Raw genomic sequence first — 25,322 nt, forward strand, 5'->3', positions numbered from 1 at the left:
GGGCGATCGGCCCAGCTATTGCACTTTTGCTCATACGGGATTGCTGCTCAACGCCAAGATCGTACGACGAGAAGTACATGCCTGTTCCGACGAGAATGTTGTTCCGCATCGACCGGAACACGCGTATATCCGGAACAGAACTTTGCCCCGCGCGCTACACTTGTTCCACGGCACGGCTTGTTCCGGACACAACGGAACGCTTAGCGAGATGGAACAAACAGCCCTCGTCACTCCCACCGACCGCCAGCTCCCGACCGTCGCGGCAGACGCGGTCCGCGCGCTGCTGCCCGCCTCTTGGAAGGTCGCGGTCAGAGCAGCTCGCCGGCGTGATGTGGATGCAACGCTGCGTTTGACCGCCCCCGACGGACGCTCGGCCGATCTCGCGGTCGAGGCCAAGCAGCGCATAGAGGCGCGCGACGTTCCCTCGGTCGCGCGGCAACTGCGCGAGATCGAAGTCTCCAACGGCCTGGTCGCGGCCCGCTACCTGTCGCCGCGCGCGCGGGAGGCGCTGCGCGCTGAGGGGCTGTCCTATGTGGACGCGACCGGCAACGTGGACGTCAGCATCGACGAGCCGGCCGTCGCGCTTCGCGCCGCGGGCGCCGACCGCGACCCGTGGCGCACGCCGGAGAGTCCGCTCGGCGGCCTGCAGGGCCTGCCCGCGGCGCGCGTCGTGCGCGCGCTGGTCGACCTGCCGGCACCGTGGCGGATGCGTGAGCTGGCGGCCGCCGCCGGCACTTCGCTGGGCTCAACCGCGCGCGCGGTCGACCTGCTCGACCGCGAAGGGCTGATCGAGCGCGACAGACGCGGCACAGTCCAAGCCGCCAAGTGGGACGAGCTGCTGGAGCGCTGGGCCGCCGACTACGACCTCACCCGCGGCCGTCGCGTAATCCGGCTGCTCGCGCCACGCGGCCTCGATGCAGTAGAGCGCGCGCTGTCCGAGGTCCGCCAGCCCTACGCCGTCGGCGGCTCGCTCGCCGCCCGCTGGCAGCTCCCCTACGCCGAGCCGACGACCGCGATCGTCTACAGCCCCGACGCCGACAGACTCCAGCGCGCGCTCAGACTGACCCCCGCCCAGACACGCGCGAACGTCCTCCTGATCGAACCGCGCGACGACCTCCCCCTCGTCCGCGCTCAGCGCCAGGAGGGCGTCGCCTACACCGCCCCGTCGCAGACCGTCGCCGACCTGCTCAACGGCCCCGGCCGCAACCCCGAGGAGGGCCGCGCGCTGCTCGACTGGATGCGCGCCAACGAACGCGACTGGCGCGCGAGATGACCTACACCGCGACGACGATCGCCGCACGGCGGACGCTGCTCGACGCACTGCAGGCGCTCGAAGCCCAGCGTGACGCACTCGTGCTCGTCGGCGCCCAAGCCGTCTACCTCTACACCGGCGAAGCAGACGTCCCGATCGCGACACAGACCAAGGACAGCGACCTCGCCGTCATCCCCGCCGACCTCCACGACGCGCCGACGCTCGATGACGCGATGCGCGCGGCCGGCTTCCTCCAGGACATCACCGAGAGCCAGCCCGGCGCATGGCTCTCACCTGACGGGATCCCCGTCGAGCTGCTCGTGCCCGCCGCCCTGCACAGAGGCGGCGGCCGGCGCGGCGCCCGCATCCCGCCGCACTCCAAGCGCGCCGCCCGCACCGTCCCCGGCCTCGAAGCCGCCGCCGTCGACCACCGCACCCACACGATCGCCGCACTCGATCCCGCCGACGACCGCCGCATCGACGCCAACGTCGCATCGCCCGCCGCGCTCGTCGTCGCCAAGGTCCACAAGATCGGCGAGCGCCACGACCGCGACCCCGGCCGCCTGCTCGACAAAGACGCCCACGACCTCTACCGCCTCCTGCGCGCCGTCGACACCGACGAGATCGCCGACGGCCTCAACCGCCTCCGCTCCGACCGCACCAGCGCCGCCGTCACCAGCGACGCCCTCCGGTGGCTCCGCGACCTCGCCACCGATCCGACGGCGATCATCCCGATGATGGCCGGACGCACAGAGCAGAACGTCGGCGACCCGCAACTCGTCTCGGAGGCGACGTGGGCGCTGGTGCAGGAGCTGCTCGGAGCATCCTGAGTTCGGAACCGCCCTACTGGCGCCTCGATAGTCATCGTTTGTGAGAAGAGTCTCTCGATGCCTAGGTGCCCCTTGGCGTTTTGGCTGTCGGGATCCAGTTACAGCCGATCGAGCGACGCACAAAAGCGTCTGCATACCTCCTCTATGCCGGATTCGAGTCTGGGAGTCGCCATCTCTTGAAAGCCCCGCCTCAAAGCGGGGGTTCTTTGGGCTGATGTGGCGCTCGGGCGGGCTGCTCGGCATCGCCGTGCGCCGACGGAGCGCTTGGACGGACGGCGGGCCGGGCACGACTCTCCACAGGTGAACGACGGTGACGATCAGCGGGCCGAGGTGCCGCGCAGGCCGCGGCGGCGGGTGCGGCGGCTGGGTGACATCGACCCGACCCGCCACGGGCTCGTGCTCGCGTGGTGGGGGTTCACCGGCACCTTTGCGTTTCTGCGGCTGCTGACCTGGCTGATCCACATCAGAGTCGCGGGGCTCGGCGACGTCAGCGCCGGCGGCGTTCATCTCCACCACTACGTGTGGGGGATCCTGCTGCTGACCGTCGTGGCGGTCTTCGGGCTCGTCGACCGGGATCCGCGCACGCGCAGATGGATGGGGCTCGCGCTCGGCGTCGGCCTCGCGCTGATCGTCGACGAGATCGCCCTGCTGATCGAGCTGCGCGACGTCTACTGGCAGAAGACCGGCGCCGTCAGCGTCGGCGCCGCGGTGCTGCTGATCGGCATCGCCGGCAGCGTCCTGGTCGCCACGCGCGACGACGACCACCCGGGCAGGGATGATGGTCGGCATGAACCGTGAGTGGCATGCGGCGCATCCGATGCCGGAGCGCGCGACGTTCGAGCAGCGGGTGGCGTGGCATCGCGAGCATGCGGAGGCGTGCGGCTGCCGCAGACCGCCCGCGAGAATCGCCGCGATCCTCGCCGGCGAGCAGCGCGACGCGAGATAGCGCGGGCGCCGCGCACGCGCGGGGGCGGTCGTGGGCGCGGGCGCCGGGGCGTCGCGGGCGCACACGCGGGGGGCGTCGCGCACGCCGGGGGAGGCGTCGCGAGGCGCGTCGCGGGCGCGCGGGGTTCGTCGCGGCGCGGTCCCGCTGCCGGCTACCGCGGCGGCATCCGCAGGGCGCCGTCGAGGCGGATCGTCTCGCCGTTGAGCATCGGGTTGTCGACGACGTGCTCGACGAGCGCGGCGAACTCGTCGGGGCGGCCGAGGCGGGAGGGGAAGGGGACGGCGCGGCCGAGCTCGTCGCGGGTCGCCTGCGGAAGACCGGCGAGCATCGGGGTCTCGAAGGTGCCGGGGGCGACCGCGCAGACGCGGACGCCGATTGCGGCGAGGTCGCGGGCGGCGGGGAGGGTCATGCCGGCGACGCCGGCCTTCGAGGCGGCGTAGGCGATCTGGCCGATCTGGCCGTCGAACGCGGCGATCGAGGCGGTGCTGACGACCACGCCGCGCTCGCCGTCCTCGCCCGGCTCGTTGGCGGCCATCGCGGTGGCGGCGAGACGCAGCACGTTGAAGCTGCCGACGAGGTTGACCGCGATCACGCGCGCGAAGGCGTCGAGGTCGTGCGGGCCGTTGCGGCCGACGAGCTTCTGGCCGATCACGATCCCGGCGCAGTTGACCGCCGCGCGCAGCGGCGCCAGCTCGGTCGCCGCGGCGACCGCCGCCTGCACGTCCTCGCCGGAGGTGACGTCGGCGGCGACGAAGCGGGCCGCGGGGCCGGTCAGCGACGCCGCCAGCGCCTCGCCGCGCTGCTCGTCGAGGTCGACCAGCACGACCGCGGCGCCGCGCGCGTGCAGCCGCCGCGCGACCGCGGCGCCGAGGCCCGAGGCGGCGCCGGTGACGAGGACGGAGCAGCCGGCCAGCGCGGTCATGGCGCCACCTCGCCGAGCGCCGCGCGGAGCGTCGAGCAGCCATTCAGCGCGACCGCCGCGCCGAGGCCAGAGGCGGCGCCGGTCACGAGCGCCGAGCAGCCCGCCAGCGTCGTCACGCCGCCCCCACGCCGAGCGCGGCGCGGATCAGCGCGACCTCGCCGAGGCCGTCAGCCGGCACGACGTGGCCGTCGAGGTCGAGGATCGCGTCGAGCCGCTCCTCGATCGTCTCCGGCGTCGCGACCTCCGGGCCGACGTAGACGCCCGGCGTGACGCCGACGAAGATCCGCCCGACGCGGCCGCCACCGGCCGTCAGCACGTGGTGGGTCAGCGTGCAGCGCTCCGACGCCAGGTACGCGACGACGGCCGCGACGTGCGCGGGGTCGAAGTGGTCGGCGATGTCGCCGAGCAGGTCCGCCGTCATCCGCGTCAGCGCCGTCGGCGAGATCGCGTTGGCGGTGATGCCGAAGCGCGCGCCCTCGACCGCGAGCACGTTCATCAGGCCGAGCAGGCCGGCCTTCGCGGCCGCGTAGTTTGCCTGGCCGAAGGTGCCGAAGAGGCCGGAGGAGGAGGTCGTCAGCACGATCCGCCCGTAGCCGGCGCCCTTCATCACCTTGAAGGCCGGCACGAGCACGTTGAAGGCGCCGTTCAGATGGACGTCGAGCACCGCCTGCACGTCCTCCGGCGTCAGCTTCGCGAACGATCTGTCGCGCAGGATGCCGGCGTTGTGGACGACGACGTCGAGCCGGCCGAAGGCCGCGACCGCAGCCGCGACGATCGCCTCGCCGCCCGCGGGCGTCGCGATCGACTCGGTCGACGCCAGCGCGCGGCCGCCGGCCGCCTCGATCTCCGCCACGACCGCCTCCGCGGCGCCTGAGGCGGCGCCGTCGCCGTGGACGCTCAGGCCGACGTCGTTGACGACGACCGTCGCGCCGCGCTCGGCCAGCAGCAGCGCGTGCGCCCGCCCGATCCCGCCGCCGGCGCCCGTCACGAGGACGACGCGGTCTCTGAAGTCGATGCTCATGCGGGTTCCTCCGTCCCGACGATCGCCATGAAGGCGACGCACGCCCCTGGCTGCCCGCCGAGGTTCTGCGCCACCGCAAGTCTCACCTCCGGCAGCTGCCGCTCGCCGGCCTCGCCGCGCAGCTGCGTGAAGCACTCGAACAGCATCCGCAGGCCGGTCGCCCCGATCGGGTGGCCGAACGACTTCAGCCCGCCGTCGGGGTTGACGGCGACGGCGCCGTCGCGGTCGAAGGCGCCGTCGAGCACGTCTCTCCAGCCCTCGCCGCGCGCGGAGAAGCCGAGGTCCTCCATCAGCACCAGCTCGGTCGGCGTGAAGCAGTCGTGCACCTCCGCCAGCGCGATCTCGCTGCGCGGGTCGGTCACGCCGGCCTGGCGGTAGGCCTCCTGCGCGGAGGCGACGACCTCGGGGAAGGTCGTGAAGTCGTAGCCCTCCGCGGCGGTCCCCTCGCCGGCCCCGGAGACGAAGCCCATCCCCTTCAGATAGACCGGTCTGTCGGTGTACAGGTGCGCGTCCTCGGCGCGCACGATCAGCGCGGCGGCGGCGCCGTCGGCGACGCCGGAGCAGTCCATCACGCCGAGCGGCCCGGCGATCTTCATCGCGCCGCTGATCGCCGCTCTCGGAACCTCCTTGCGGAACTGCGCGCGCGCGTTGAGCGCGCCGTTGCGGTGGTTCTTCCAGGCGATGTGCGTGAGCGTCTCGCGCAGCTGCTCCTCGCCGACGCCGTAGCGGTCGGCGTAGGCCGGCGCGAGCAGCGAGAAGGCGCCCGGCGCGGTCCACTCGACGTCGGTGCCGTCGCTCGGCGGCCAGGTCGCGGTCAGGCCCGAGAACGACGAGTCCTTCAGCTTCTCGACGCCGGTCGCCATCACGACGTCGTAGGCGCCGGAGGCGACCGCGAAGCAGGCGTTGCGGAACGCCTCCGAGCCGGTCGCGCAGAAGTTCTCGACGCGCGTCACCGGCTTGCCGGTCATCCGCAGCGGCTTCGACAGCGTCATCCCCGACATGCCGGAGCCCTGCGTGCCGACCCAGTAGGCGTCGACGTCCGCTCTGGCGATCGCCGGCACGCTCGCCAGGCACTCCTGCACGGCGTCGACGATCAGGTCGTCGGCCGACCTGTCCCAGTGGTCGCGGAACGGGGTGCAGCCCATCCCGACGATCGCGACGCGGTCGCTCAGTCCTCTGCTCGCCATCTCACGCCGCCTCCGGCCGTGCTTTCCAGAAGTAGTTGTGGATCCCGTCCGTGCTCGACAGCCGCCGGAACGACGGCAGCAGCACGTCGCCGACCCTGATCCCCGCGGCCGGCGCGTCGGTCACCTGGACGCTGCGGCGGCCGCCGCCCTCGACGTCCACGATCGCGAGGATCAGCGGCGGCGCGGGCGTCGGCGTCAGGTGGTCGACGGTGAAGGAGACGACCCGCGCCGGCTTGTCGCGCAGCGACACCGGCTCATGCGCGTCGATCGCGCCGCAGGCGGCGCAGGCGCGGCCGGGCGGCGTCGTGACCGCGCCGCAGGCGCTGCAGCGCGCGGCGACGAGGCCGAACTTCCAGTCGCGCGTGCGCAGCGCCGGCGGCGCGGCCGGCGGCGCCGGGTCGGGCCGCTTCGCGCCGCTGATCTCGAGCAGCCCGCGCCAGCGCAGGAAGCGGTCGTAGGTGACGTAGGCGAGCGCCTGCGCCTGCTCGCGCGCGGACGGCCCGCGCCGGCCGGCGCCGGCGGGAACGTCCGCCCGCACGACGAAGGCGTCGGCGCCGTCGGCGGCCGACAGCGCGAGGATCGTCTCGCCGGCGCCGGCGCGGTCGAGCGCGTCGGCGAGCAGCAGCCCGAGGTGGGCGGCGCCGCTGGTGCCGGTGAGGCGCTCCAGCGCGGCGTCCTCGCCGTCGCCGCCGAGCGCCTTGCGCGCCGCCGCCGCGGCGCGCGGGTTGGCGCAGGCGACGACGACGTGGTCGGGCCGCTCGATGCCGGCCCGCTCCAGCGCCGCGACCGCCGCGGCGCTCGCGGCGGCGCCGAGCACGCCGGCCGAGAAGCGCTCGTCCCAGACGGTCGGGTGGGCCTCGCCGGGCGCCCGCCAGCGCTCCATCAGCTCCTCGGTCGCGGCGACGTGGGCGAGCACGCTCGCGACGACCGGCCGCCCCGCGCGAGCCGGGACGAAGGCGACCGCGGCGTCGCCGTGGGCCAGCTCGTCGGGGACGCCGGGAGCCGCGGTGCGCAGGTCGGCGGCGACGACCGCGCCGCCGCCGCGCAGCGCCAGCGCCAGCGCGCTCGCGCCCGCGCGCAGGCCGACGAGGTCGGCGGCGGCGACGGTCGCCGGCAGCTCCAGCGCGGCGTGGACGGTCGCGGCCGAGCCCTTGTCGAGGTACGGCGGCTGCGACGTCGCCAGCAGCAGCGAGGCGGCGCCGGCGATCTCGTCGGCGAGCGGCAGCGCGGCGGCGACCGCGAGCGTGACGGCGTCCTCGTCGGGGGCGGCGACCGTGCGCGCCTGCCGGCCGGGTCTGCCGGCGTCGCCGAAGGCGGTCGTCGCGAGGCCGTGGCGGGGCAGGTGGACGGCGTAGGCGCCGATCGCGCCGAGAGGCGAGGGGTCAGACGGCAAGGCAGGTCCTCCGGTCGGGCGGTCGGGCGTCTCAGCGGTCGGCGGCGGAGCCGCTCGCGGCCTGGGCCGGAGCCGGCGCCGGCGCGGCGGCGAGCGGGTGGATGCAGCGGTAACCGTCGCGCGTGCCGGCGGCGCCGCTCCAGGGAATCGGGGCGCTGCGGCAGTCGTCGTCGGCGCGCGGGCAGCGGCCGGCGAAGCGGCAGCCGCTGAAGGCGGTCGTGACGCGCGGCGCCGAGCCGTCGATCCCGCGGATCGGCCCGTCGGCGCTCCAGCTGGGGACCGCCGCCAGCAGGCCGGCGCTGTAGGGGTGGCGGGGCGCGAGCAGCACGCGCCGGGTCGGGCCGACCTCGGCCGCCTGCCCGCCGTACATCACGACGATCCGGTCGCAGAGGTCGGCCGCCAGCAGCAGGTCGTGGGTGACGAACACGAGCGCGACGCCCAGCTCGGCGACGAGGTCGCGGAAGAGCGCGACGACCTCAGCCTGCGTCGTCACGTCGAGCGCCGTCGTGCACTCGTCGGCGAGCACGATCTGCGGCTCGCTGACGACCGCCAGCGCGATCGCGACGCGCTGGCGCTGGCCGCCGGAGAGCTGGTGCGGGTAGGAGCCGAGGACCCGCTCCGGGTCGTCGATCTGCATCCGCCGCAGGACCGTCCGCATCTTCTCCGCGGCCTCGGCCTTCGACAGCTGCGGCTTGTGCGCCTTCAGCACCTCGCGCAGCTGCGAGCGGACCTTCAGGACCGGGTTGAGCGAGCGCGAGGCGTCCTGGAAGACGGTCCCGATGCGGGCGCCGCGGACGGCCTCGGTGCGGTCGACGCCGGGCGCGAGCACCTGCTCGCCGCCGACCGCGACCGCGCCGGCGGTGACCGTCACGTTCTTGTCGAGCAGGCCGATCAGCGTCCGCACGAGCGTCGTCTTGCCGGAGCCCGACTCGCCGACGACGCCGACGATCTCGCCGGGGCGCAGGTCGAGGTCGAGGCCGTCGACGAGCAGCAGCGTGTCGTCGGCCAGGCGCGCCTCGACGCGCAGGTCGTCGATCCGCAGCGCCGGCTCGGCCGCGGCCGTCTGGGGAGCAGCGGTGGCGGTCATCAGAACTTCCGCTTCTTCGGGTCGTAGTGGCTCAGCAGCGCGTCGCCGAGCAGGTTGACGAGCAGCACGACGACGGTGATCGCGAGACCCGCGAACGTCGAGATCCACCACGCCTGCGTCAGCACCTCTCTGCCGGAGGCGAGGATCTGGCCCCACGAGATGTCGGGCGGCTGGATCCCGAGGTTGAGGAAGCTGAGCGCCGACTCGACCAGGATCGCGGTGCCGACCTGCAGCGTCGCCAGCACGACGATCACGCCGGTCAGGTTCGGCAGCACGTGGCGCAGCACGATCCGCGCGCTGGAGGCGCCCGCGGCGCGCAGTCCGAGCACGAACTGCCGCTCGCGCAGCGCCATCGTCTCGGCCCGCACGACGCGCGCGCACGGCGCCCAGCCGGTCAGCGCCAGCACGACGATCAGGACGCCGAGCGAGCTGCCGCGGTTGGCGATGATCGCGAGCGCGATCAGCACGAACGGGAGCGCCAGCTGCGCCTCGATGAAGCGCGAGACGACGGTGTCGACCCAGCCGCGCTTGTAGCCCGCGAGCAGGCCGATCAAGGTGCCGGGAACGATCGCGACGACCGTGCCGACGAGGCCGATCAGCAGCGTCAGCCGGCCGCCGGTGACCAGCCGCGACAGCAGGTCGCGGCCGAGCTTGTCGGTGCCGAGCGGGTGGGACATGGAGCCGCCGTCGAGGAAGAACGGCGGCAGCAGCGTCTGGTCGAGGTGCTGTCTGTGCGGGTCGGGCAGCACGCCCAGCAGCGGCACGACGATCACGACCAGCGCGACGAAGGCGAGCGGCAGGGACAGCCACAGCACCGCGCGCGAGCGGCGGATGCGACGCGCCGTCGCGGCCGACGGCGCGATCGCCGGGGTGACGGCGGCCAGCTCGGTCGCGGTCGATTCGGTGGCGGACATCGGTTTCGCCCTCTCTCAGCGCAGGCGCGGGTCGACGACGACGTAGAGCAGGTCGACGAGCAGGTTGAGCACGACGAAGGCGACGGCGCCGACGATCACGACCGCCTGCGCGAGCGTGTAGTCGCGGAACTGGACCGCCTCCAGCGCGAGCGTCCCGAGCCCCGGCCACGAGTAGACGTACTCGACCGCGACCGCGCCCGACAGCAGCACGCCCGTCTGCAGCGCGGTGACGGTCAGCACCGGCAGCGCCGCGTTGCGCAGCGCGTGCAGGCCGACGATCCGCCGCGTGCTCAGGCCGCGCGCCCGCGCCGCGTCGATGTAGGGCTCGGCGAGCACCTCGGCCATCGAGGCGCGCGTCAGCCGCGCGATGTGCGCGAGCGGCAGCAGCGACAGCGTGATCGCCGGCAGGATCAGGTGGTCGAGCCCGCCCGACTGGCCTGACGGAAGCAATCTCAGCTGCACCGCGAAGATCAGGATCAGCATCAGCCCGAGCCAGAAGACCGGCACCGACTGGCCCAGCAGCGCGACGGTCGAGGCGGCGCGGTCCCACCACGTCCCCTCCTTCACCGCCGCCAGCGTCCCCAGCGGTACGCCGATCAGGATCGCCAGCACGATCGCGGCGACGAGCAGTTGCAGCGACTGCGGCAGGCGCGAGGAGATCAGCTCGGAGTTGGAGCGGAAGTACTGCAGCGAGTCGCCCAGCTCGCCGCGGACGGTGTCGCCGAGGTAGGTGACGTACTGCTCGGCGATCGGCTTGTCGAGCCCGAGGTCGGCGCGCATCGCGTCGATCTGCTCGCGCTGCGCGAGCGGGCCGAGGATGTTGTAGACGGGGTCGCCGGAGAGGTGCCCGAGCGCGAACGCGGCCGTCAGCGCGAGCAGCAGCGTGACGAGCGCCGCGCCGATCTTGCGGGCGCCGAAGCTGGCGAGCGAGCTGCTCATGCGGCCACCTGCGCGGTCCGCAGCGTGCGGCCGGGGACGGCCGCGATCAGCTGGCGGGTGTAGGGCTCCTGCGGCGCGTCGAGCACCGCCTGCGTCGCGCCCTGCTCGATCACTCTGCCGCGCCGCATCACGTAGACGCGGTCGGAGATCCGCCGCACGACCGAGAGGTCGTGGCTGATGAAGAGGATCGCGACGCCGGTGCTCTCGCGCAGCTCCAGCAGCAGCCGCAGCACCTCCGCCTGGACGGAGACGTCGAGGCCGGAGGTCGGCTCGTCGGCGACGAGCACGCGCGGCCGCATCAGCAGCGCGCGGGCGATGCAGACGCGCTGCGCCTGCCCGCCCGAGAGCTGGTGCGGATAGCGGTCGAGCAGGTCGGGCGACAGCCGCACCTGCGCGAGCAGGCCCGCGTCGTCGATCCAGCTCGTCCGCTGCGGCTGCAGACCGCGCAGCTCCTTGAAGCCGGCCTTGACGCTCTGGCGCGGGTCGAGCGAGCCGTGCGGGTCCTGGAAGATCACCTGCACCTCCGGGCGCAGCGCGCGGATCTGCCGCTGGCTCAGCCGCGCCAGGTCGTGGCCGAGCAGCTCGACCATCCCCGACGTGTGCGCGCCGAGGGCGGTCAGCGCCATCGCCAGCGTCGTCTTGCCGGAGCCCGACTCGCCGACGACGCTGACGACCTCGCCGGCGTCGAGGTGGAGCGAGACGCCGTCGACGGCGGCGAAGCGCTCGCCGCGCCCGCCGCCGCGGCGCTGGTGGACGACCGTCAGGTCGCTGACGCCGACGATCCGCTCGCGGCTCGCAGCCGTCACGGCCGCGCTGGTGTCGGCGTCGCGGCCCATCGTCAGCCGAGCGTGACTCTGTCGAAGTCCGGAACGTTGAGCGGGCTGTACTGCAGCCCTCTGACGCCCTTGGAGCCGATGTTGAACGTCTGGTTGTAGAGCGGCGCGTAGCAGGCGTCCTCGACGACCGCGCGCGTGTTCAGCTCGTCGTATATCGGCTGCGCGGCCTCCGCGTCGGGCTGCACGAGCGCTCTCTCGGTCAGCACGTCGAGCTCTCTGTCGGGGCAGTTGGCCGTGATCGACGTCGAGGTCATGAAGCCGTGCGCGAAGAAGTCCGGGTGCGCGACGTTGGGGACGGCGCCGAGCAGGTACATGCCGTCGATCTGGCGTCTGACGACTCTGCCGACGAGCGTGCCGTAGTCGACCGCGGTCAGTCTGACTCTGAAGCCGGCCTCCTCCAGCATCCCGGCGGTCGCCTCGGCGACGTCCTGGATGTTCGTGTACTTCGTCGGGTAGGTCAGCTCGATGCTCGGGCTCTGCCCTCTCAGCAGCGCCTTCGCCTCGTCGGCGTTCGGCGTGACCTGCTCGGCCGGCTGCTGGTCGGGCAGCATGTTGAGCATGCCGCCGGTCGCGGTCGCTCTGCCCTGGAAGATCGACTCGACGAGCGCGTCGCGGTCGATAGCCAGCTGCGCGGCTCTGCGGACGTTGACGTCGTCGAACGGCGCTCTGTCGGCCTGCAGGAAGCCGGTGATCTTGACCGCGGTCGGTATCTCGGTGACGTCGAGGCCGGCGTCGGCGGCCGACTTGGCCTGCGTCGGCGGCAGGTCGAAGGAGACGTCGGCGGCGCCGGACTGCAGCAGCGAGAGGCGCTGCTGCGCATCGGTCGCCCACGTGAAGGTGATCTCTCTGACGCCGGGCTCCTCGCCCCAGTAGTCGGGGTTGGCCGAGACCTGGATGCTGCGGCCGGGCAGCTCTCTGGTCCAGGTGAACGGGCCGGTTCCGATCGGCGCCTTCGTGAAGCCCTCGCTGCCCTGCTCGCCGTAGTATCTCGGCGGCAGCGCGAAGACCGTCGTCAGCAGGTCGACGAGGTTGACCTGCGGTCTTCTGGTCGTGACGACGACTCTGTCGCCGTCGGCTCTGACCGATCTGACGTTCGCGAAGTACGACTTGAGGATGCCGGCGGGGTTCTCGACGTTCTCTCTGATCGCGAAGGCGGCGGCAGCGGCGTCGAACGGCTCGCCGTTGGTGAAGCTGACGTCCGGGCGCACGGTCAGCTCCCAGGTCGTCGGGTTGGGGCGCGACCAGTCGGTGATGAGGCCCTCTCTGGTCGGCTGCTCGGCGTCGTCGACGCTGACGAGCGGCTCGAGCATCGTGCCCCAGACGTACTGGCCGTCGCGGGCGCTGACGATCGGGTCGAGGCCCGACGGCGGCGCGGCGAGCACGACGCGCAGATTGCCGCTGGGGGCGCCGCCCGTCGCGCCGTCGCCGCCGGCGGCGGCCGTGGTGGACGAGCCGCCGCTGCCGGCGCCGTCGCCGTCGGACGAGCCGCAGGCGGCGACGCCGACGCTGAGGGCAAGGGCCGCGGCGATGGCGAGCGCCTTGCGGGACCTCGACAGCACTGCTCCTGGGTGAGCCTTCATCTCTTCTCTCCTCCGTGAGCCCGCGACCCGGGCCCCACCACTCGATGGCGTCTCCACACGCCGTCTGGCCCGACCATACCAACCAGACGGTATCTGTCAATGACCTGCGACCGGACCGGGCGCTCCCACCGGCCCGTCCTGCCCTTCAGGAGCCTTTCGGCTCGTATGCGACGAAGACGTTGCCGGCCGGGTCCTGAAAGCCGAGCGAACGCTCGTGCTCGGTCTCCACGACATCGCCCAGCAGCGCCGTCCCGGCCTTCCGCAGGCGCGCCGAGACGGCCGCGAGATCCGCGACCCTGATCCCGACCGCGACCTTCCCGCTCGCCGGCAGCTCGGCGTCGGCGGCGACCGCCAGCGTCGTCGAGCCGCCGTCTATCGCGGCGTAGCGGTCGCCGTCCTGGAAGCGCAGCGGCAGGCCGAGCGTCTCCGTCAGGAAGGCGACCGTGCGCCCCACGTCAGCCGCGGGCAGCAGCACGTGCCCGACCCGTCCGATCGGCTCGCTCATGCGACCGTCACCTCCACGTCGACGTCCGCCCGCACCCGCGGCAGCACCTCGCGCGCGAAGCGCTCGAGGATCGCCATCGAGGTCTCGTGCGGGCAGCCGAGCCATTGGACGCGGAAGACGAAGTGGTTGAAGCCCGCGGCGGCGAAGTCCTCGATCTTCGCGACGACGTCGTCGGCCGTGCCGAAGAAGAGCGCCTTCTCCTTCAGCTCGTCCCAGAGCGTCTCGAAGTAGTCCATGCCGTACTGCACGTACTCGCCGTAGGCGGCCTTCGGGAAGGTGTCCGCGAAGGCCATCGCCTGCTCGCGCGAGTCCGCGATGAAGAGGTCGCGGTGGAGCGGGTAGGTCCGCCCCTCCGTCGCGTGGCCGGTCTCCGTCAGCGCCTGCTTGTGCGTCTGCAGGTTGCCGACCGCCCAGTTGCGCTTGACGTTGCCGGGCGCCAGCCACGAGTGGCCGAGGCGCGCGGCGCGCTCGATCCCCACCGGCGAGTTGGCGCCGATCCAGACCGGCACCGTGCCGTTGACCGGCAGCACCGAGCAGACCTGCTGCTCGAGCTGGAAGTGGTCGCCGTGGTGGGTGACGCGCTCGCCGCTCCACAGCTGCTCCATCACGCTGAGCGACTCGACCATCCGTCTCGTCCGCTGCGATCTCCTGAGCCCGAACGACTGGAACTCGTCGTCGCGGTAGCCGGAGCCGATGCCGAGCACGAACCGCCCGCCCGACAGCTGGTCGATCGAGGCGATCTCCTCGGCCCAGTGGACCGGGTGGCCGAGCGGCAGGATCAGGATGCCGGTGCCGATCTGCATCGTGCCGCTGTGGTCGATCAGGCGCGCCATCAGCGACAGCGGCTGCAGCGTCTGCAGGCTGCCGAGGTAGTGATGGATCCCGAAGACCGAGTCGAAGCCGAGGTCGCGCGCCGTCTGGGTCTGCTCGACCAGCTCGCCGATCCGCGGCGCGAGCGGCTCGCCCTTCGCGTACTGGTGATCGAGCAGGACCCCGAAGCGCATGATCTCAACCCTTCCCGTCGCCGTTGCCGTTGGGGGCTCCGTTCGCGTGCGCCTTGCTGCGCGCGTTGCTGAGGCGGAAGAAGGGAGCGACCATGTTGTCGCGATCGGCGAGCGCCTGCGCGACGCCCTTCTCGCGCCGCTCGCGCAGGAAGTTCCAGTCGTCGTCCTCGAAGACGACGTTGGTCGCCCAGCCGTGGCCGACCCAGCCGGTCATCGCGCCGAGGCCCTTGCCGCGCGCCTCCATCAGCAGCTGCATCATCGACTTGCCCATCATCAGCGAGTCGAGCGGCATCACGGCGATCGCGTCGACGTAGTCGTCGACCCATCTCTGCAGCTCGTCGGGCTCGACGACCTTCGTCACCAGCCCGGCCTCCTCGCCCTCCTGGGCGCCGAGCGGGCGCATCGTCAGCATCAGGTCCTTCATCTTCGTCAGGCCGAGCTTCTCGATCCAGTGGTACATGTCCTGCGGACCGGGGCCGAGGTAGCGGAAGGCCGGATGCGTGAAGCGCGCGTCGGGCGTCGCGATCACGATGTCGGCCGACAGCGCGATCTGGAAGTGGCCGCCGTAGCAGTAGCCCTGGACCTGGCAGACGGTCGCCTTGAGGCACTCGACGATCGGGCGCGTGAAGGCGGAGGAGAGGACGTTGCGGTCCGGCAGGATCCGCTGGCGCTGCGCCGGGCGACGGCGCGAGGCCTTGTCGGTCCCTCTCTTGTAGCCGATGTAGTGGCCCAGCTCGGCGGCGTCGGCGCCGGTGCCGAAGTGGTCGCCCTCGCCCTTGAAGACGATCACCTTGACGCGGTCGTCGGCCTCGGCCTCGCGGACGAGGTCGCCGACGCGCTCGAAGGCGGCGACGGGGATCGCGTTGAGCCGGTCCGGGCGGTCGAAGGTGATCGTCGCGACGGCGCGCTCGGGGTCGACGCCGTACTTGACGTAGCCGGCGATCGTCGCCTCGTCCACCTCCATGTGATCCGTGTCCCACTGCGCGGACAGCAGCTCGGCCTCGGTCTTCTTCACGCTCTCTCGTCTCCTCGGTCGGCGGTCGATCCCGATGGACATACCGTCTAGTCGGTATCTATACTCCCGGCTCACCATGACTGTCAAGTCGGACTTCCACCAGGGCGTCGTGACGCTCACGCTCGCGCGCCCCGAGCGCCGCAACGCGATCGACGACGCGACCGCGGCCGCGCTGCACGAGGCGCTGCGCGCGGCGACTGCCGACGATGCCTGCCGCGCGATCGTGCTCGCCGCCGAGGGGCCCGTCTTCTGCGCCGGCTGGGACCTCGCCGAGATCGCCGCGATGCGCGCGACCGGAGACCGCGCCGCGGTCGAGGCGTCGTTCGCGGCCAACCGGCGCCTGCTCGCCGACCTCGCCGCCGCGCCGCAGCCGACGATCGCCGCCGTCCAGGGCGGCGCGATGGGCTTCGGCCTCGGCCTGATCGCCCGCTGCGACCTCGCCCTCGCCGCCCGCGGCGCCGTCGTCGCGCTGCCGGAGATCGCCCACGGCGTCGTCCCCGGGATCGTGATGCTCGACCTGCTCGCGACGCTGCCGCGCAAGGTCGCGCTCGACTGGCTGCTGAGCGGCGCGCCCGTCTCCGCCGCCGACGCGCTCGCGGCCGGGCTCTTCTCGCGCCTCGTCGACGACGCCGCGCTGGCCGCCGAGACGGCCGCGCTGGCGGCAGCGATCGCCGCCCACCAGCCGGCCGCCGTGCGCGAGACGAAGGCGCTCTACGGCACGCTCGCCGCGGCGCCGCCGGAGGCCGCCGAGGAGGAGGCGGTGCGCCGCGCCGTCGACGCGCTCCTGCTCAGATGAAGCCGCCTCTGAAGAAGACGAGCGGTCGCGCGCTCGTGCCGACGGTGGCGTGAGCCACACGCCCGACCACGACGACGTGGTCGTGGATCGGCTGTTCGCTCAGCACCTCGCAGACGGCCGTCGCGACGCAGCCGTCGATCACCGGCACGCCGTGCGTGCGGTCGTGCGGGACGGCGGCGAAGCGCTCGGCCGTGGTCAGCGCTCTGTTGGCGAAGAGGCGCGACAGCGGCGCCTGGTCGGCCGCGAGCACGTTGACGGCGAAGCGGCCGCTGCGGCGGATCGCCGCGAGCGTGCGCGTCTCCTGGCCGAGGCAGACGATCAGCGACGGCGGCTCCAGCGACAGCGAGCTGAGCGCGTTGAGCGTGCAGCCGTGCGGCTCGCCGTCGGCGAGCGTCGTGACGAGGCTGACGCCGGTCGTCCAGTGGCCCATCAGGTGGCGGTGGTCGACCGCCTCGACCGCGCTCATGCGAACTCCTCTCGCAGGACGGGGATGACCTCCTCGGCGAACAGGCGGATCGAGGCGCGCGCCTGCTCCATCGGCATGCCGAGCCAGAAGGGCCGGAAGATCAGGTGGTCGAAGCCGAGCGCGCGGAAGCCGCGGATCCGCTCGATCAGGTCCTGCGGCGAGCCGAGCAGCAGCGTGTTGGCGACCAGCTCGTCGAAGCGCTCGCGCTGCCATCTCAGCGCCGGGTACTCGGCGTAGGTGTAGTACTCGCGGCGGGCGTGCGGCAGCGCCTCGGCGACCGCCTGCCCGGTCGTCGGCGCGCAGTACAGCTCGACGCCGATCGGCCGCTCCGACGGCGTTCTGCCGTACTCGGCGAGCGCCTCGTCGTAGATCCCGACGTGCTTCTGCAGATAGCTTCTGCTGGGCGAGTTGCCGGGCGCGTACCAGGCGTCGCCGAGGCGGGCGGCGCGCCGCACCGCCAGTCTCGCGCCGGCGCCGACCCAGATCGGCGGGCCGCCCGGGGTCAGCGGCGGGACGCCGATCCGCTGATCGCTGAACGACCAGATCTCGCCGTCGAAGGAGACGCGCTCGCCGCTCCACAGCGCGCGCACGATCCGGATCCCCTCGTCGAGCCGTCTGAAGCGCTCGTCGACGGGGATCCCGAACGCCTCGAACTCGTGGTCGCGGTAGCCGGCGGCGACGCCGAGCACGACGCGCCCGCCCGACAGCTGGTCGAGCGTCGCGAACTCCTCGGCGATGTGGACCGGGTGGAAGAACGGCAGCAGCAGGATGCCGGTGCCGACCGTGATCCGCTCCGTGTGCTCGATCAGCTTCGCCAGCATCGAGATCGGCTGCGGCGTCGCGAGGTTGGAGACGAAGTGGTTGATCACCCAGGCCGAGTCGTAGCCCAGCTCCTCCGCCAGCTGGACCAGCTCCGTCAGCTCCGCCACGTGGCGGCGCAGGTCGTCCTCGAACGGCCACTGGTGCGAGGCCATGATCCCGAAGCGCATCGCCTACGCCTCCGCCTCGCGGGCGCCCGCCGCGGCGAGCGCGTCGCGGCGGACCTTGCCGGCCTCGCTGCGCGGCAGCTCGTCCATGAACGCCCATTGGCGCGGCGCCTTGAAGTGGGCGAGGCGGTCGCGCACGTGCGCCAGCAGCGTCGCCGCGACGGCGTCGTCATCGTCGCCGGGAGCCGCGCCGGGCTCGCGCACGACGATCGCCTTCGGGATCTCGCCGAGCCGCTCGTCGGGGACGCCGACGACGCGCACGTCGCGCACGAGCGGATGGGCGCGCAGCTCCTCCTCGATCTCCTCGGGCCAGACCTGGAAGCCGCCGCACTTGATCATGTCGCGCTTGCGCCCGACGAGGAAGAGGACGCCGTCGGCGTCGAGGTAGCCGATGTCGCCGGAGTGGACCCAGCCGTCGCGCACCAGTTCGCCGGAGGCGGCGGCGTCGTCGACGTAGCCTCTGGTCATCTGCGAGCGGACGACGATCTCGCCGGTCTCGCCCTGCGGCAGCGCGCCGCCGTCGCCGTCGCGGATCTCCAGCTCGACGCCCTCGTAGAGGCGGCCGGCCGAGCCGGCCTTCCACAGGCCCGCCTTCATGTCGCTGGCCGTCCAGCCGGCGATGTGGCCGGTCTCGGTCGAGCCGTAGTTCATCACGATCGGGATCCCGAACGCCTGCTCGAACTGGCGCCGCAGGTGGATGCTGAGCGCCTGCCCGGCGATCAGCACCGAGCGCACGGAGGAGAGGTCGGGGTGCTGCGGCGCGTGCACGACGTCGTAGAGCATCGTCGGCAGCAGGAAGAGCGAGTCGAAGCGGTGCTGCCGCAGCAGCGCGGCGAGCGTCTCGACGCGGAAGCGCTCCCACAGCACCGCGGCGCGGCCGACGTGGAAGGCGAACAGCAGCGTGTGCTGGCCGCCGGAGTGGAACAGCGGCAGCGCGACGAGGTTGGGCGGGACGGTCGCGGGCGCGAGCGGGTAGGGGCCGGGGCGGCCCTTGGAGGCGCGCGCCAGCCGCGCCAGCGACTCCTGCACGCCGCCGTGGGTGACGCTGACCGCCTTCGGCCGGCCGGTCGTCCCGCCGGTGAAGAGGATCACCGCCTCCTCCTCGCCCTGCACGCGCGCGGCCGCCAGGTGGGCGCGCGCGTTGCCGGGCGCCGCCAGCTGGGCGGCGGTCAGCAGCGGCAGGTCGGCCGCGGCCAGCGCGGCGTCGCGCGCCTCGCCGTCGTGGTCGTCGGCGACCAGCAGCACCGGCGCGGTCTTGGCGATCGACTCGGCCAGCTCGGAGCCGTTGTAGAGGCCGCTGATCGTGACCGGGACGGCGCCGAGCTTCCAGGCGCCGAAGATCGCGAACGCCAGCTGCGGGCCGTTGGCGAGGTAGAGCGCGACCCGCTGCCCGCGCTCGACGCCGGCGGCCGCCAGCGCCCGTGCGCAGGCCGACGCCTCCGCGTCGATCTGCGCGTAGCTCCAGGCACGGCCGTCGTCGTGGTGGAGCCCGATCCGCTCGGGGTCCTCCGCGGCGCGGCGCTCCAGGTCGGTGGCGAGGTTCACGTTCCGCTCTCCCATTTCATACCGTCCAGTCGGTACTGAATCTATCGCCACGGTTGCGCGCCGTCAAGCCGACGGCGCGCGCGGCCCTACGCGCGGACGACGAGACCGTCGAGCGCGAGGCTGGCGAGGTCGTCGGCGACCTGGTCGGCCGACATCGAGCCGTCGGCGCGGTACCACTGGTGGACCCAGGCCGACATGCCGACGATCCCGAAGACGGCGACGCGCGCGGTTATGCGCGGGTCGAAGAGGCCCTGCTCGATGCCGGCGAGGACGATCTCGTCCATCGCGCGGTCGAGCTTGTCGCGCTTGCGCTTGACGTCTCTCGCCCTCGCGCCGGTCAGGTAGCGGCGCTCCTGGAAGAAGACGGCGACGTGCTGGCGGTAGTCGGTGACCGACAGGACCGACTCGCGGATCACCTCGCGCAGCTGCTCGACCGGCGACTCGACCTCGCCGAGGATCCGGTCGATCGCCTCCTGCTGCACTGCGAGGAACTGATCGTGGATCAGCGAGAGCACGTCCTCCTTGCTCTCGAAGTGGTGGTAGAAGGCGCCCTTCGTCACCTGCGCGCGCTCGACGATCTCCTGCACGGAGGTGCCGTGGAAGCCCTGATCGCCGAACAGCGCCAGCGCGCTGTCGAGCAGCAGCTGGCGCGTCTGCTCGGGGTCATAGCTGCCGCGCGTCTTTCTTCTCGGACTCTGTGTTCTCGGGGCCATAGCCGGTCGATTATGACGAACCGACCGGTCAGAATGTCGAAGTGGTGCCCGCCGTCGCGGGGGCGCTCACGCGCGGGATCACGTCCTCGCCGAAGCGCCGGATCTGCTCCAGCGCCTGCGCGTGCGGCATGCCCATGAACTGGACCCGCAGCGCGACGTCGGTGATGCCGTGCTCGCGCTCCAGCCGCTGCAGCCGCGCGACGACGCGATCGGCGTCGCCGACGACGCAGTGCTCGTCGAGATAGGAGTCGACCTCGACCTGCTGGGCGGTGTCCCACGACTTGTAGGCCGCGTACTGCTGCTCCAGATGGGGCCGGATCAGCGCGCGCGCCTCCTCCGTCGTCGCGGCGACGCACGCCTCGCGGCTCATCGGGTACGCGCGCTCCAGCGCGTGGCCGTGCTCGGCCAGCGTCGCGCGGTAGAGCCGCAGCCGCGCGGCGATCGCCTCGTCGTCGCCCTCGGGCCCGATCAGCCAGCTGGCGTCGAGTCTCGCGGCGCGTCTGATCGCCGGCTCGGCGAAGGCGCCGATCCAGATCGGCGGCCCGCCCGGCTGCACGCATCTGAGCGGCAGCGACGCGCCTCTGACGCTGCCCCACGAGCCCTCGGCGTCGACCGTCTCGCCGTTCCACAGCGCCCGCATCAGCGGCACGTACTCGCGCAGCCGCCGGATCCGATCGCCCCACTCGACGCCGAACGCCTCCGTCTCGCGTCTGCGATAGCCGGCGCCGAGGCCGACGATCATGCGCCCGCCGGAGAGCACGTCGAGCGTCGCCAGCTGCTCGGCGAGCGCGACCGGGTTGAACAGCGGCGCGAGCAGGATCCCGAAGCCGATCCGCACCCGCTCCGTCGCGTGCGCGAGGTAGCCGGCCAGCTCCAGCGGCTGCAGGAAGGCCGAGTGGGCGAGGAAGTGGTGACCGAGGAAGACGGCATCGAAGCCGAGGCGGTCGGCGAGCTGGGCCTGCTCGACGACCGCCGCCAGGCCTTCGCGCGCCGACTGCTGCGGCGGGAACTGCGCGCTGAGGAAGACGGAGACGCGCATCGTGTCGCCCAGGCTACGCCGTCGTCGCCCCGGCGACCGCCGAGGAGCCCGCCGGTGTCTGCTTGAACTGCGGGATCACCTCGGTCGCGAACTGCTCCATCGAGCGCAGCGCCTCTCTGCGGTCCATCGTCGGGATCCGCAGCCAGCCGATGTAGTGGTTGATCCCGAGCTGCTCGCGCAGCTGGTGGATCGTGTCCGCCACGCGGCCGGGGTCGCCGAAGTTGCCGCCGTGCGTGAGCGTCTGCTCCAGCGTCAGCAGGCGGACGTTCTCGGCGACCTTCTCGTAGTAGTCGCGCTCGGCCTCGATCGCCTCCTCCGAGCCCGGGATCACCTTGCCGACGGAGCGGTAGTACTCCAGCGCCGCCTGCGCGGCCGATCTGAGGCCGGACTGGCTGTCGCCGCACCACACCTGCTGCATGTACGGCAGGTCGTGCGCGTCCATCTCGTGGCCGTTGGCGGTCATCGACTCGCGGTAGAGGTCGAAGTTGCGCTTCATCAGGCCGAGCGGGGTGAAGTTCGGCGAGGTGATGATCGGCTGGCCGCGCGTGCCGCGGTCCTTGAAGTTCTCCGGCGAGACGGTGCCTTCGAGGATCAGCGGGCCGCCGGGGGTCAGCGGCCGCGGGTAGGTCGTCATGTTCTCGTATCTGAAGATCTCGCCCTCGTAGGACCAGTTCTCCTCCGTCAGCGCCAGCCGCAGGACGTCGAGCACCTCCTGGTAGCGCTGGCGCGACTGCTCCAGCGGGATGCGGAAGCCGGCGAACTCCTTCGGCTGGTAGCCGCGGCCGACGCCGATCTGCACCCGTCCGCCCGACAGCACGTCGAGCGTCGCGATGTCCTCCGCGAGCCGGACGGGGTCGTAGAACGGAAGCACGAGAACGGCGGTGCCGATCGTGATGTTCTGCGTGCGCTCCGCGATCGCCATCCCGAAGTTGATCGGGCTGCCGAGCACGCCATAGCGCGAGAAGTGATGCTCCGCCAGCCAGACCGAGTCGAAGCCGAGCTCGTCGGCGAGCGCGATCTCCTCCAGCGTCTCGTGCAGGACGCGCTGGTCCGACTCCCCTTCCCCTCCTGGGAAGAGATTCATGATTCCGAACTTCACCGTGTTCCTCCCGGGTGCCTTGCTCCGGTACGTGCTCAGCCGTAGATTCCGACTGGACGGTATGTTAGGTCGGAGTCCCGGCGATGTCAAACCGATCGGTATGAAATGACGCGAGACGCAGTCATCAGCTTCCGCCGCGGAGCGGCCCTGTGGGCCCGCATCGAGCGGCCCGAGCGCGGCAACGCCTGCGGGCCCGAGGTGATCGACGGCCTGCTCGACTGGCTCGACCGCGGCGCCGACGACGACGACGTGCGCGTCCTCGTCCTGACCGGCAGCGGCAGCGCCTTCTGCGCCGGCGCCGACATGCGCGCGGGCGCCGAGCTGCTCGCGGCCGACCGCGCCGCCGTCAGCGCGCGCGACGCCGGCGCTGCGGCCAGCGCGGGTGACGCCGCGCCCTCCTCCCTGCTCGCCTACCTCGACCGCGGGGGCGCGCTGGTCGAGGCGGTCGCGCGCGCGGCGAAGCCGGTCGTCGCCGCGGTCAACGGCGCCGCCTTCGCGGGCGGCTTCGAGCTGCTGCTGGCGGCCGACCTCGCGATCGCGGCCCGCTCGGCGCGGCTCGGCGACGCGCACGCGCGCCACGGGATCGTGCCCGGCTGGGGGTCGAGCGCGCGGCTGCCGCGGCTGATCGGCGCGCGCGCCGCCGCCGAGCTGCTGCTGAGCGGCGGCGCGATCTCCGCCGAGGAGGCCTGCCGGCTCGGGATCGTCAACGCCGTCGCCGACGACGACGCGCTCGACGCCGCGGTCGACGCGCTCGTCGCGCGCCTGAGCGTCCCGGACGCGGCGACGAGCGGCCGCATCCTCGCCCTCACCCGCGCCGCCCGTGACGGCGACGGCGCGCTCGCAGCCGGCCTCGCGCGCGAGCGCGCGACGCTCGCCGAGCACGTCGCCGCGCCGCAGTTCGCCGCGACCGTCGCGCGCTTCCTCGGCTGAGAGGGGCCGGAGCGGCGCGCTCGCACGTCGACCCGCGAGCGCGGTGGAGGCCGCGGCGCCGGCGCGCGGACGCGCCCGAGGCCGCGGGCCGCGCGCCGGTCAGGCGGCGGCCGGCTCGGCGACGGCCGCCGCGAGGCGGGCACGGCCGAGCGTGCGGCGGTGCCAGCGGCCGCTGCCGAGCCACGGATCGGAGGCGAGCGCGCGGCGGCCGAAGAGGTGCGGGTCGGCCTCGCGCGTGATGCCCATGCCGCCGTGGACCTGCGTGCAGCGCTCGGAGGCGAACAGCGCCGCCTCGCCGGCGCGCGCCTTCGCGCCGTGGACGGCTGCCGCGGCGCGCGCGTCGCCCTGCTCGACCGCCCAGGCGGCGAACAGCGTCAGGTCCCACGCCGCCTTGACGGCGACGAACGCGTCGACGAGCTGGAAGGCGACGCCCTGGAAGGAGCCGATCGGCTTGCCGAACTGCTTGCGCTCGCGCGCGTAGTCGGCGCCGAGCCGGATCGCGCCGAGGCCGGCGCCGCAGAGGTCTGCGGCGGCGACGACGGTCGCGCGCAGCAGCCCGTCCTGCAGCGGCCCGCTCGCGAGCACGGCGCGCCCGTCCAGCTCGACGTCCCAGACGGGCCGCGTGGGGTCCAGCGAGCGGCGCGCGGTCAGGCCGCCGGCCTCCAGCAGCGCGACCTCGTCGCCGAGCACCGCGACGATCGCGTCGGCGTCGCCGGCGTGCGCGACGAGCGTCTTGGCGCCGGAGGCGGCGCCGCCGGCCAGCGCGGCGCTCCAGCCGTCGGGCCCGTCGGCGGCGGCCTCGTCGGCGGCGAGCGTCCAGCGGACGCGGCCCTCGGCGGCGTCGGCGACGTCGATCCCTGCCGCGGCGGCGACCTGGATCGCCGCCGCCTGCAGCGGCAGCCGCGACGGCGCGAGCGTGCGGCCCAGCGCCTCGACCGCGATCGCGAGGTCGACGAGGCTGGAGCCGAAGCCGCCGGCCGACTCGGGCAGGCCGAGCTGGCCGTAGCCGGCCAGCAGCGCGCCGTCGAACGACGGGAACGCGAAGCCGTGCTCGAGACAGCGGCGGGCGTCGAGCAGCCCGCTCGCCGACATCTCGGCGAGCGTGCGGTCGATCTCGACCTGCTCAGGGGTGAAGGTGGCGCGCATCGTCTGGTTCTCCGGTCTCGGTGGTCAGCGCGAACGGGGGAGCGCGAGCACGCGCTCGGCGAGGATCGACTTCTGCACCTCGTCGGTGCCGCCCTCGATCGTGTGGCCGCGCGAGCGCAGGTAGTGGTGCAGCATCGAGATCGCCTGCGGCGCGTCGACGAGCGTCGCGGCCGGGCCCAGCAGCTCCATCCCGAAGCGGGTCGCGTCCTGCACCGTTCTCGCCCACAGCAGCTTGCCGACGGAGGTCTCGGGGCCGGGGCTCGCCTCCGACATCGCGCGCAGCGAGCCGATCCGCAGCGCCTCCGCGTCGGCCTCCAGCCGGCCGACGACGTCGGCGACGCCGGGGTCCTCGAGCAGGCCGCGCGCGGCGGCCGCCTCGCAGACGGCGTCGACCGCCTGTCTCGCCCACACGCACAGCGACAGCGCCAGCCCGCCGCGCTCGTACGCGAGCGTCGTGAGCGTCACCTTCCAGCCGCCGTCGACGGCGCCGAGCACGTCCTCGTCGGCGACGAAGACGTCGTCGAGGTACATCTGGTTGAACTCCGCGTCGCCGTTGGTCATCACCAGCGGGCGCACGTCGATCTGCTCCATGTCTGCGAGGAAGTAGGTGATGCCCTTGTGCTTGGGCGCGTCGCGGTCGGTGCGCGCGAGCAGCATGCACTTGCTCGCGTTGTGGGCATTGGAGGTCCAGACCTTCTCGCCGGAGATCAGCCAGCCGCCGTCGGTCTGCTTCGCGACCGTTCGCAGCGCGGCCAGGTCGGAGCCGGCGTCGGGCTCGGAGAAGCCCTGGCACCAGTACTCCTCGCTGCGCAGGATCTTGCCGAGGTAGCGCTCCTTCTGGGCCGGCGTGCCGTGGGCCATGATCGTCGGCCCGGCCAGCAGCAGCGCGACGCCGTTCTGCGCGTACGGGGTGCGGCGCTTGGCGCACTCCTCGTTGAAGATCGCCTCGAAGACGACCTCCTTGCCCTGCCCGCCGTGCTCGACGGGCCACGTCAGCCCGGTCCAGCCGCCGTCGGAGAGGCGCTGCTGCCACAGCCGCGACCAGGTCTCGCGCGCGTCCTGGTCGAGGCCCTCCTGCTCCGGGACGTCGGCCATCGCGCCGTCGAGCCAGGCGGCCGCGCGAGCGCGGAACTCGGCCTCCTCGGGGGTGTCGTTGAAGTCCATGGTCTCC

The 25,322-nt window shown here is 73.0% G+C and carries 26 protein-coding genes; 6 read left to right on the forward strand and 20 right to left on the reverse strand.

Annotation, left to right across the window (positions count from 1 at the left end; genetic code table 11):
• Positions 1–40: 40 nt before the first annotated feature.
• From Q7L73_RS17020 to Q7L73_RS17035, 4 genes are all read left to right on the forward strand, one after another.
• Positions 41–1,273, forward strand: a complete 1,233-nt coding sequence (locus Q7L73_RS17020; RefSeq protein WP_304692701.1) for a hypothetical protein — start codon at positions 41–43, stop codon at positions 1,271–1,273.
• A complete protein-coding gene (locus Q7L73_RS17025; protein WP_304692703.1) occupies positions 1,270–2,082 on the forward strand; it encodes a GSU2403 family nucleotidyltransferase fold protein in 813 nt (270 codons plus the stop codon). The genes Q7L73_RS17020 and Q7L73_RS17025 overlap by 4 nt, the downstream gene beginning before the upstream one ends.
• A 300-nt stretch (positions 2,083–2,382) precedes the next feature.
• Entirely contained in the window at positions 2,383–2,880 is a 498-nt protein-coding gene (locus tag Q7L73_RS17030) for a hypothetical protein (protein WP_304692705.1), read from the forward strand.
• A complete protein-coding gene (locus Q7L73_RS17035) occupies positions 2,870–3,028 on the forward strand; it encodes a hypothetical protein (protein WP_304692707.1) in 159 nt (52 codons plus the stop codon). The genes Q7L73_RS17030 and Q7L73_RS17035 overlap by 11 nt, the downstream gene beginning before the upstream one ends.
• 151 nt (positions 3,029–3,179) lie before the next feature.
• On the opposite strand, the gene Q7L73_RS17040 is transcribed toward Q7L73_RS17035, so the two are convergent.
• The 12 genes from Q7L73_RS17040 to Q7L73_RS17095 all read right to left on the reverse strand — a co-directional run bounded on the left by Q7L73_RS17040 (position 3,180) and on the right by Q7L73_RS17095 (position 15,431).
• Positions 3,180–3,950: an SDR family NAD(P)-dependent oxidoreductase gene (locus Q7L73_RS17040; protein ID WP_304692709.1), complete on the reverse strand. Its 771-nt coding sequence runs from the start codon at positions 3,948–3,950 to the stop codon at positions 3,180–3,182.
• Positions 3,951–4,062: 112 nt separating this feature from the next.
• Positions 4,063–4,971 carry an SDR family NAD(P)-dependent oxidoreductase gene (locus tag Q7L73_RS17045; protein ID WP_304692711.1) on the reverse strand — a complete coding sequence of 303 codons (909 nt, stop codon included), beginning with the start codon at positions 4,969–4,971 and terminating at the stop codon, positions 4,063–4,065.
• The gene (locus Q7L73_RS17050; RefSeq protein WP_304692713.1) at positions 4,968–6,158 is read right to left on the reverse strand and encodes an acetyl-CoA acetyltransferase; all 1,191 of its coding nucleotides are present in this window, start codon (positions 6,156–6,158) and stop codon (positions 4,968–4,970) included. The genes Q7L73_RS17045 and Q7L73_RS17050 overlap by 4 nt, the downstream gene beginning before the upstream one ends.
• Position 6,159: 1 nt before the next feature.
• Positions 6,160–7,551, reverse strand: coding sequence for a hydroxymethylglutaryl-CoA synthase (locus Q7L73_RS17055; RefSeq protein WP_304692715.1), 1,392 nt, complete (start codon positions 7,549–7,551; stop codon positions 6,160–6,162).
• Between the two features lie 31 nt (positions 7,552–7,582).
• The gene (locus tag Q7L73_RS17060) at positions 7,583–8,638 is read right to left on the reverse strand and encodes an ABC transporter ATP-binding protein (RefSeq protein WP_304692717.1); all 1,056 of its coding nucleotides are present in this window, start codon (positions 8,636–8,638) and stop codon (positions 7,583–7,585) included.
• Complete coding sequence (locus tag Q7L73_RS17065; RefSeq protein ID WP_304692718.1) at positions 8,638–9,552, reverse strand: ABC transporter permease; 915 nt, start codon at positions 9,550–9,552, stop codon at positions 8,638–8,640. Before Q7L73_RS17065 ends, Q7L73_RS17060 begins: the two co-directional genes overlap by 1 nt.
• 15 nt (positions 9,553–9,567) lie before the next feature.
• Positions 9,568–10,491, reverse strand: coding sequence for an ABC transporter permease (locus Q7L73_RS17070; protein ID WP_304692720.1), 924 nt, complete (start codon positions 10,489–10,491; stop codon positions 9,568–9,570).
• A complete protein-coding gene (locus Q7L73_RS17075; protein WP_304692722.1) occupies positions 10,488–11,327 on the reverse strand; it encodes an ABC transporter ATP-binding protein in 840 nt (279 codons plus the stop codon). The genes Q7L73_RS17070 and Q7L73_RS17075 overlap by 4 nt, the downstream gene beginning before the upstream one ends.
• A gap of 2 nt (positions 11,328–11,329) precedes the next feature.
• The gene (locus Q7L73_RS17080; RefSeq protein ID WP_304692724.1) at positions 11,330–12,907 is read right to left on the reverse strand and encodes an ABC transporter substrate-binding protein; all 1,578 of its coding nucleotides are present in this window, start codon (positions 12,905–12,907) and stop codon (positions 11,330–11,332) included.
• Positions 12,908–13,052: 145 nt separating this feature from the next.
• Positions 13,053–13,412, reverse strand: a complete 360-nt coding sequence (locus Q7L73_RS17085) for a VOC family protein (RefSeq protein WP_304692726.1) — start codon at positions 13,410–13,412, stop codon at positions 13,053–13,055.
• Positions 13,409–14,416, reverse strand: coding sequence for an LLM class flavin-dependent oxidoreductase (locus Q7L73_RS17090; protein WP_304692728.1), 1,008 nt, complete (start codon positions 14,414–14,416; stop codon positions 13,409–13,411). The genes Q7L73_RS17085 and Q7L73_RS17090 overlap by 4 nt, the downstream gene beginning before the upstream one ends.
• Before the next feature lie 4 nt (positions 14,417–14,420).
• Positions 14,421–15,431 (reverse strand): enoyl-CoA hydratase/isomerase family protein, encoded by a 1,011-nt coding sequence (locus tag Q7L73_RS17095; protein ID WP_304692730.1) that lies wholly within the window; start codon positions 15,429–15,431, stop codon positions 14,421–14,423.
• A 76-nt stretch (positions 15,432–15,507) separates the two neighbouring features.
• On the opposite strand from Q7L73_RS17095, the gene Q7L73_RS17100 reads away from it, so the two are divergent.
• Entirely contained in the window at positions 15,508–16,227 is a 720-nt protein-coding gene (locus Q7L73_RS17100) for an enoyl-CoA hydratase/isomerase family protein (RefSeq protein ID WP_304692732.1), read from the forward strand.
• On the opposite strand, the gene Q7L73_RS17105 is transcribed toward Q7L73_RS17100, so the two are convergent.
• From Q7L73_RS17105 to Q7L73_RS17130, 6 genes are all read right to left on the reverse strand, one after another.
• Complete coding sequence (locus tag Q7L73_RS17105; protein ID WP_304692734.1) at positions 16,220–16,693, reverse strand: flavin reductase family protein; 474 nt, start codon at positions 16,691–16,693, stop codon at positions 16,220–16,222. The two genes, Q7L73_RS17100 and Q7L73_RS17105, sit on opposite strands and share 8 nt — an antisense overlap.
• Positions 16,690–17,682, reverse strand: a complete 993-nt coding sequence (locus Q7L73_RS17110; protein ID WP_304692736.1) for an LLM class flavin-dependent oxidoreductase — start codon at positions 17,680–17,682, stop codon at positions 16,690–16,692. The genes Q7L73_RS17105 and Q7L73_RS17110 overlap by 4 nt, the downstream gene beginning before the upstream one ends.
• Before the next feature lie 3 nt (positions 17,683–17,685).
• Complete coding sequence (locus tag Q7L73_RS17115; RefSeq protein ID WP_304692738.1) at positions 17,686–19,224, reverse strand: class I adenylate-forming enzyme family protein; 1,539 nt, start codon at positions 19,222–19,224, stop codon at positions 17,686–17,688.
• An 86-nt stretch (positions 19,225–19,310) separates the two neighbouring features.
• Positions 19,311–19,937 carry a TetR/AcrR family transcriptional regulator gene (locus Q7L73_RS17120; RefSeq protein WP_304692740.1) on the reverse strand — a complete coding sequence of 209 codons (627 nt, stop codon included), beginning with the start codon at positions 19,935–19,937 and terminating at the stop codon, positions 19,311–19,313.
• 28 nt (positions 19,938–19,965) lie between these two features.
• The gene (locus tag Q7L73_RS17125; protein ID WP_304692742.1) at positions 19,966–20,976 is read right to left on the reverse strand and encodes an LLM class flavin-dependent oxidoreductase; all 1,011 of its coding nucleotides are present in this window, start codon (positions 20,974–20,976) and stop codon (positions 19,966–19,968) included.
• Between the two features lie 13 nt (positions 20,977–20,989).
• Entirely contained in the window at positions 20,990–22,060 is a 1,071-nt protein-coding gene (locus Q7L73_RS17130) for an LLM class flavin-dependent oxidoreductase (protein WP_304692744.1), read from the reverse strand.
• A gap of 120 nt (positions 22,061–22,180) precedes the next feature.
• On the opposite strand from Q7L73_RS17130, the gene Q7L73_RS17135 reads away from it, so the two are divergent.
• The gene (locus Q7L73_RS17135; RefSeq protein WP_304692745.1) at positions 22,181–23,005 is read left to right on the forward strand and encodes an enoyl-CoA hydratase/isomerase family protein; all 825 of its coding nucleotides are present in this window, start codon (positions 22,181–22,183) and stop codon (positions 23,003–23,005) included.
• Positions 23,006–23,104: 99 nt separating this feature from the next.
• Here Q7L73_RS17135 and Q7L73_RS17140 read toward each other — a convergent pair whose 3' ends face one another.
• Positions 23,105–24,151: an acyl-CoA dehydrogenase family protein gene (locus Q7L73_RS17140; protein WP_304694735.1), complete on the reverse strand. Its 1,047-nt coding sequence runs from the start codon at positions 24,149–24,151 to the stop codon at positions 23,105–23,107.
• Positions 24,152–24,175: 24 nt separating this feature from the next.
• Complete coding sequence (locus Q7L73_RS17145) at positions 24,176–25,315, reverse strand: acyl-CoA dehydrogenase family protein (protein WP_304694736.1); 1,140 nt, start codon at positions 25,313–25,315, stop codon at positions 24,176–24,178.
• Between the last annotated feature and the right edge of the window lie 7 nt (positions 25,316–25,322).

Origin of the sequence: Conexibacter sp. CPCC 205762, from assembly GCF_030646155.1 — a bacterium.
GTDB lineage: Bacteria > Actinomycetota > Thermoleophilia > Solirubrobacterales > Solirubrobacteraceae > Conexibacter.

Bases quoted from the DNA above. Each gene is read 5' to 3' on its own strand.
- Q7L73_RS17145 (WP_304694736.1), bottom strand. From the start codon at position 25,315: ATGGACTTCAACGACACCCCCGAGGAGGCCGAGTTCCGCGCTCGCGCG.
- Q7L73_RS17080 (WP_304692724.1), bottom strand. From the start codon at position 12,907: ATGAAGGCTCACCCAGGAGCAGTGCTGTCGAGGTCCCGCAAGGCGCTC.
- Q7L73_RS17110 (WP_304692736.1), bottom strand. From the start codon at position 17,682: ATGCGCTTCGGGATCATGGCCTCGCACCAGTGGCCGTTCGAGGACGAC.
- Q7L73_RS17125 (WP_304692742.1), bottom strand. From the start codon at position 20,976: ATGCGCGTCTCCGTCTTCCTCAGCGCGCAGTTCCCGCCGCAGCAGTCG.
- Q7L73_RS17065 (WP_304692718.1), bottom strand. From the start codon at position 9,552: ATGTCCGCCACCGAATCGACCGCGACCGAGCTGGCCGCCGTCACCCCG.
- Q7L73_RS17035 (WP_304692707.1), top strand. From the start codon at position 2,870: ATGAACCGTGAGTGGCATGCGGCGCATCCGATGCCGGAGCGCGCGACG.
- Q7L73_RS17130 (WP_304692744.1), bottom strand. From the start codon at position 22,060: ATGAATCTCTTCCCAGGAGGGGAAGGGGAGTCGGACCAGCGCGTCCTG.
- Q7L73_RS17075 (WP_304692722.1), bottom strand. From the start codon at position 11,327: ATGGGCCGCGACGCCGACACCAGCGCGGCCGTGACGGCTGCGAGCCGC.
- Q7L73_RS17050 (WP_304692713.1), bottom strand. From the start codon at position 6,158: ATGGCGAGCAGAGGACTGAGCGACCGCGTCGCGATCGTCGGGATGGGC.
- Q7L73_RS17135 (WP_304692745.1), top strand. From the start codon at position 22,181: ATGACGCGAGACGCAGTCATCAGCTTCCGCCGCGGAGCGGCCCTGTGG.
- Q7L73_RS17085 (WP_304692726.1), bottom strand. From the start codon at position 13,412: ATGAGCGAGCCGATCGGACGGGTCGGGCACGTGCTGCTGCCCGCGGCT.
- Q7L73_RS17025 (WP_304692703.1), top strand. From the start codon at position 1,270: ATGACCTACACCGCGACGACGATCGCCGCACGGCGGACGCTGCTCGAC.
- Q7L73_RS17040 (WP_304692709.1), bottom strand. From the start codon at position 3,950: ATGACCGCGCTGGCCGGCTGCTCCGTCCTCGTCACCGGCGCCGCCTCG.
- Q7L73_RS17045 (WP_304692711.1), bottom strand. From the start codon at position 4,971: ATGAGCATCGACTTCAGAGACCGCGTCGTCCTCGTGACGGGCGCCGGC.
- Q7L73_RS17105 (WP_304692734.1), bottom strand. From the start codon at position 16,693: ATGAGCGCGGTCGAGGCGGTCGACCACCGCCACCTGATGGGCCACTGG.
- Q7L73_RS17070 (WP_304692720.1), bottom strand. From the start codon at position 10,491: ATGAGCAGCTCGCTCGCCAGCTTCGGCGCCCGCAAGATCGGCGCGGCG.
- Q7L73_RS17060 (WP_304692717.1), bottom strand. From the start codon at position 8,638: ATGACCGCCACCGCTGCTCCCCAGACGGCCGCGGCCGAGCCGGCGCTG.
- Q7L73_RS17090 (WP_304692728.1), bottom strand. From the start codon at position 14,416: ATGCGCTTCGGGGTCCTGCTCGATCACCAGTACGCGAAGGGCGAGCCG.
- Q7L73_RS17120 (WP_304692740.1), bottom strand. From the start codon at position 19,937: ATGGCCCCGAGAACACAGAGTCCGAGAAGAAAGACGCGCGGCAGCTAT.
- Q7L73_RS17100 (WP_304692732.1), top strand. From the start codon at position 15,508: ATGACTGTCAAGTCGGACTTCCACCAGGGCGTCGTGACGCTCACGCTC.
- Q7L73_RS17140 (WP_304694735.1), bottom strand. From the start codon at position 24,151: ATGCGCGCCACCTTCACCCCTGAGCAGGTCGAGATCGACCGCACGCTC.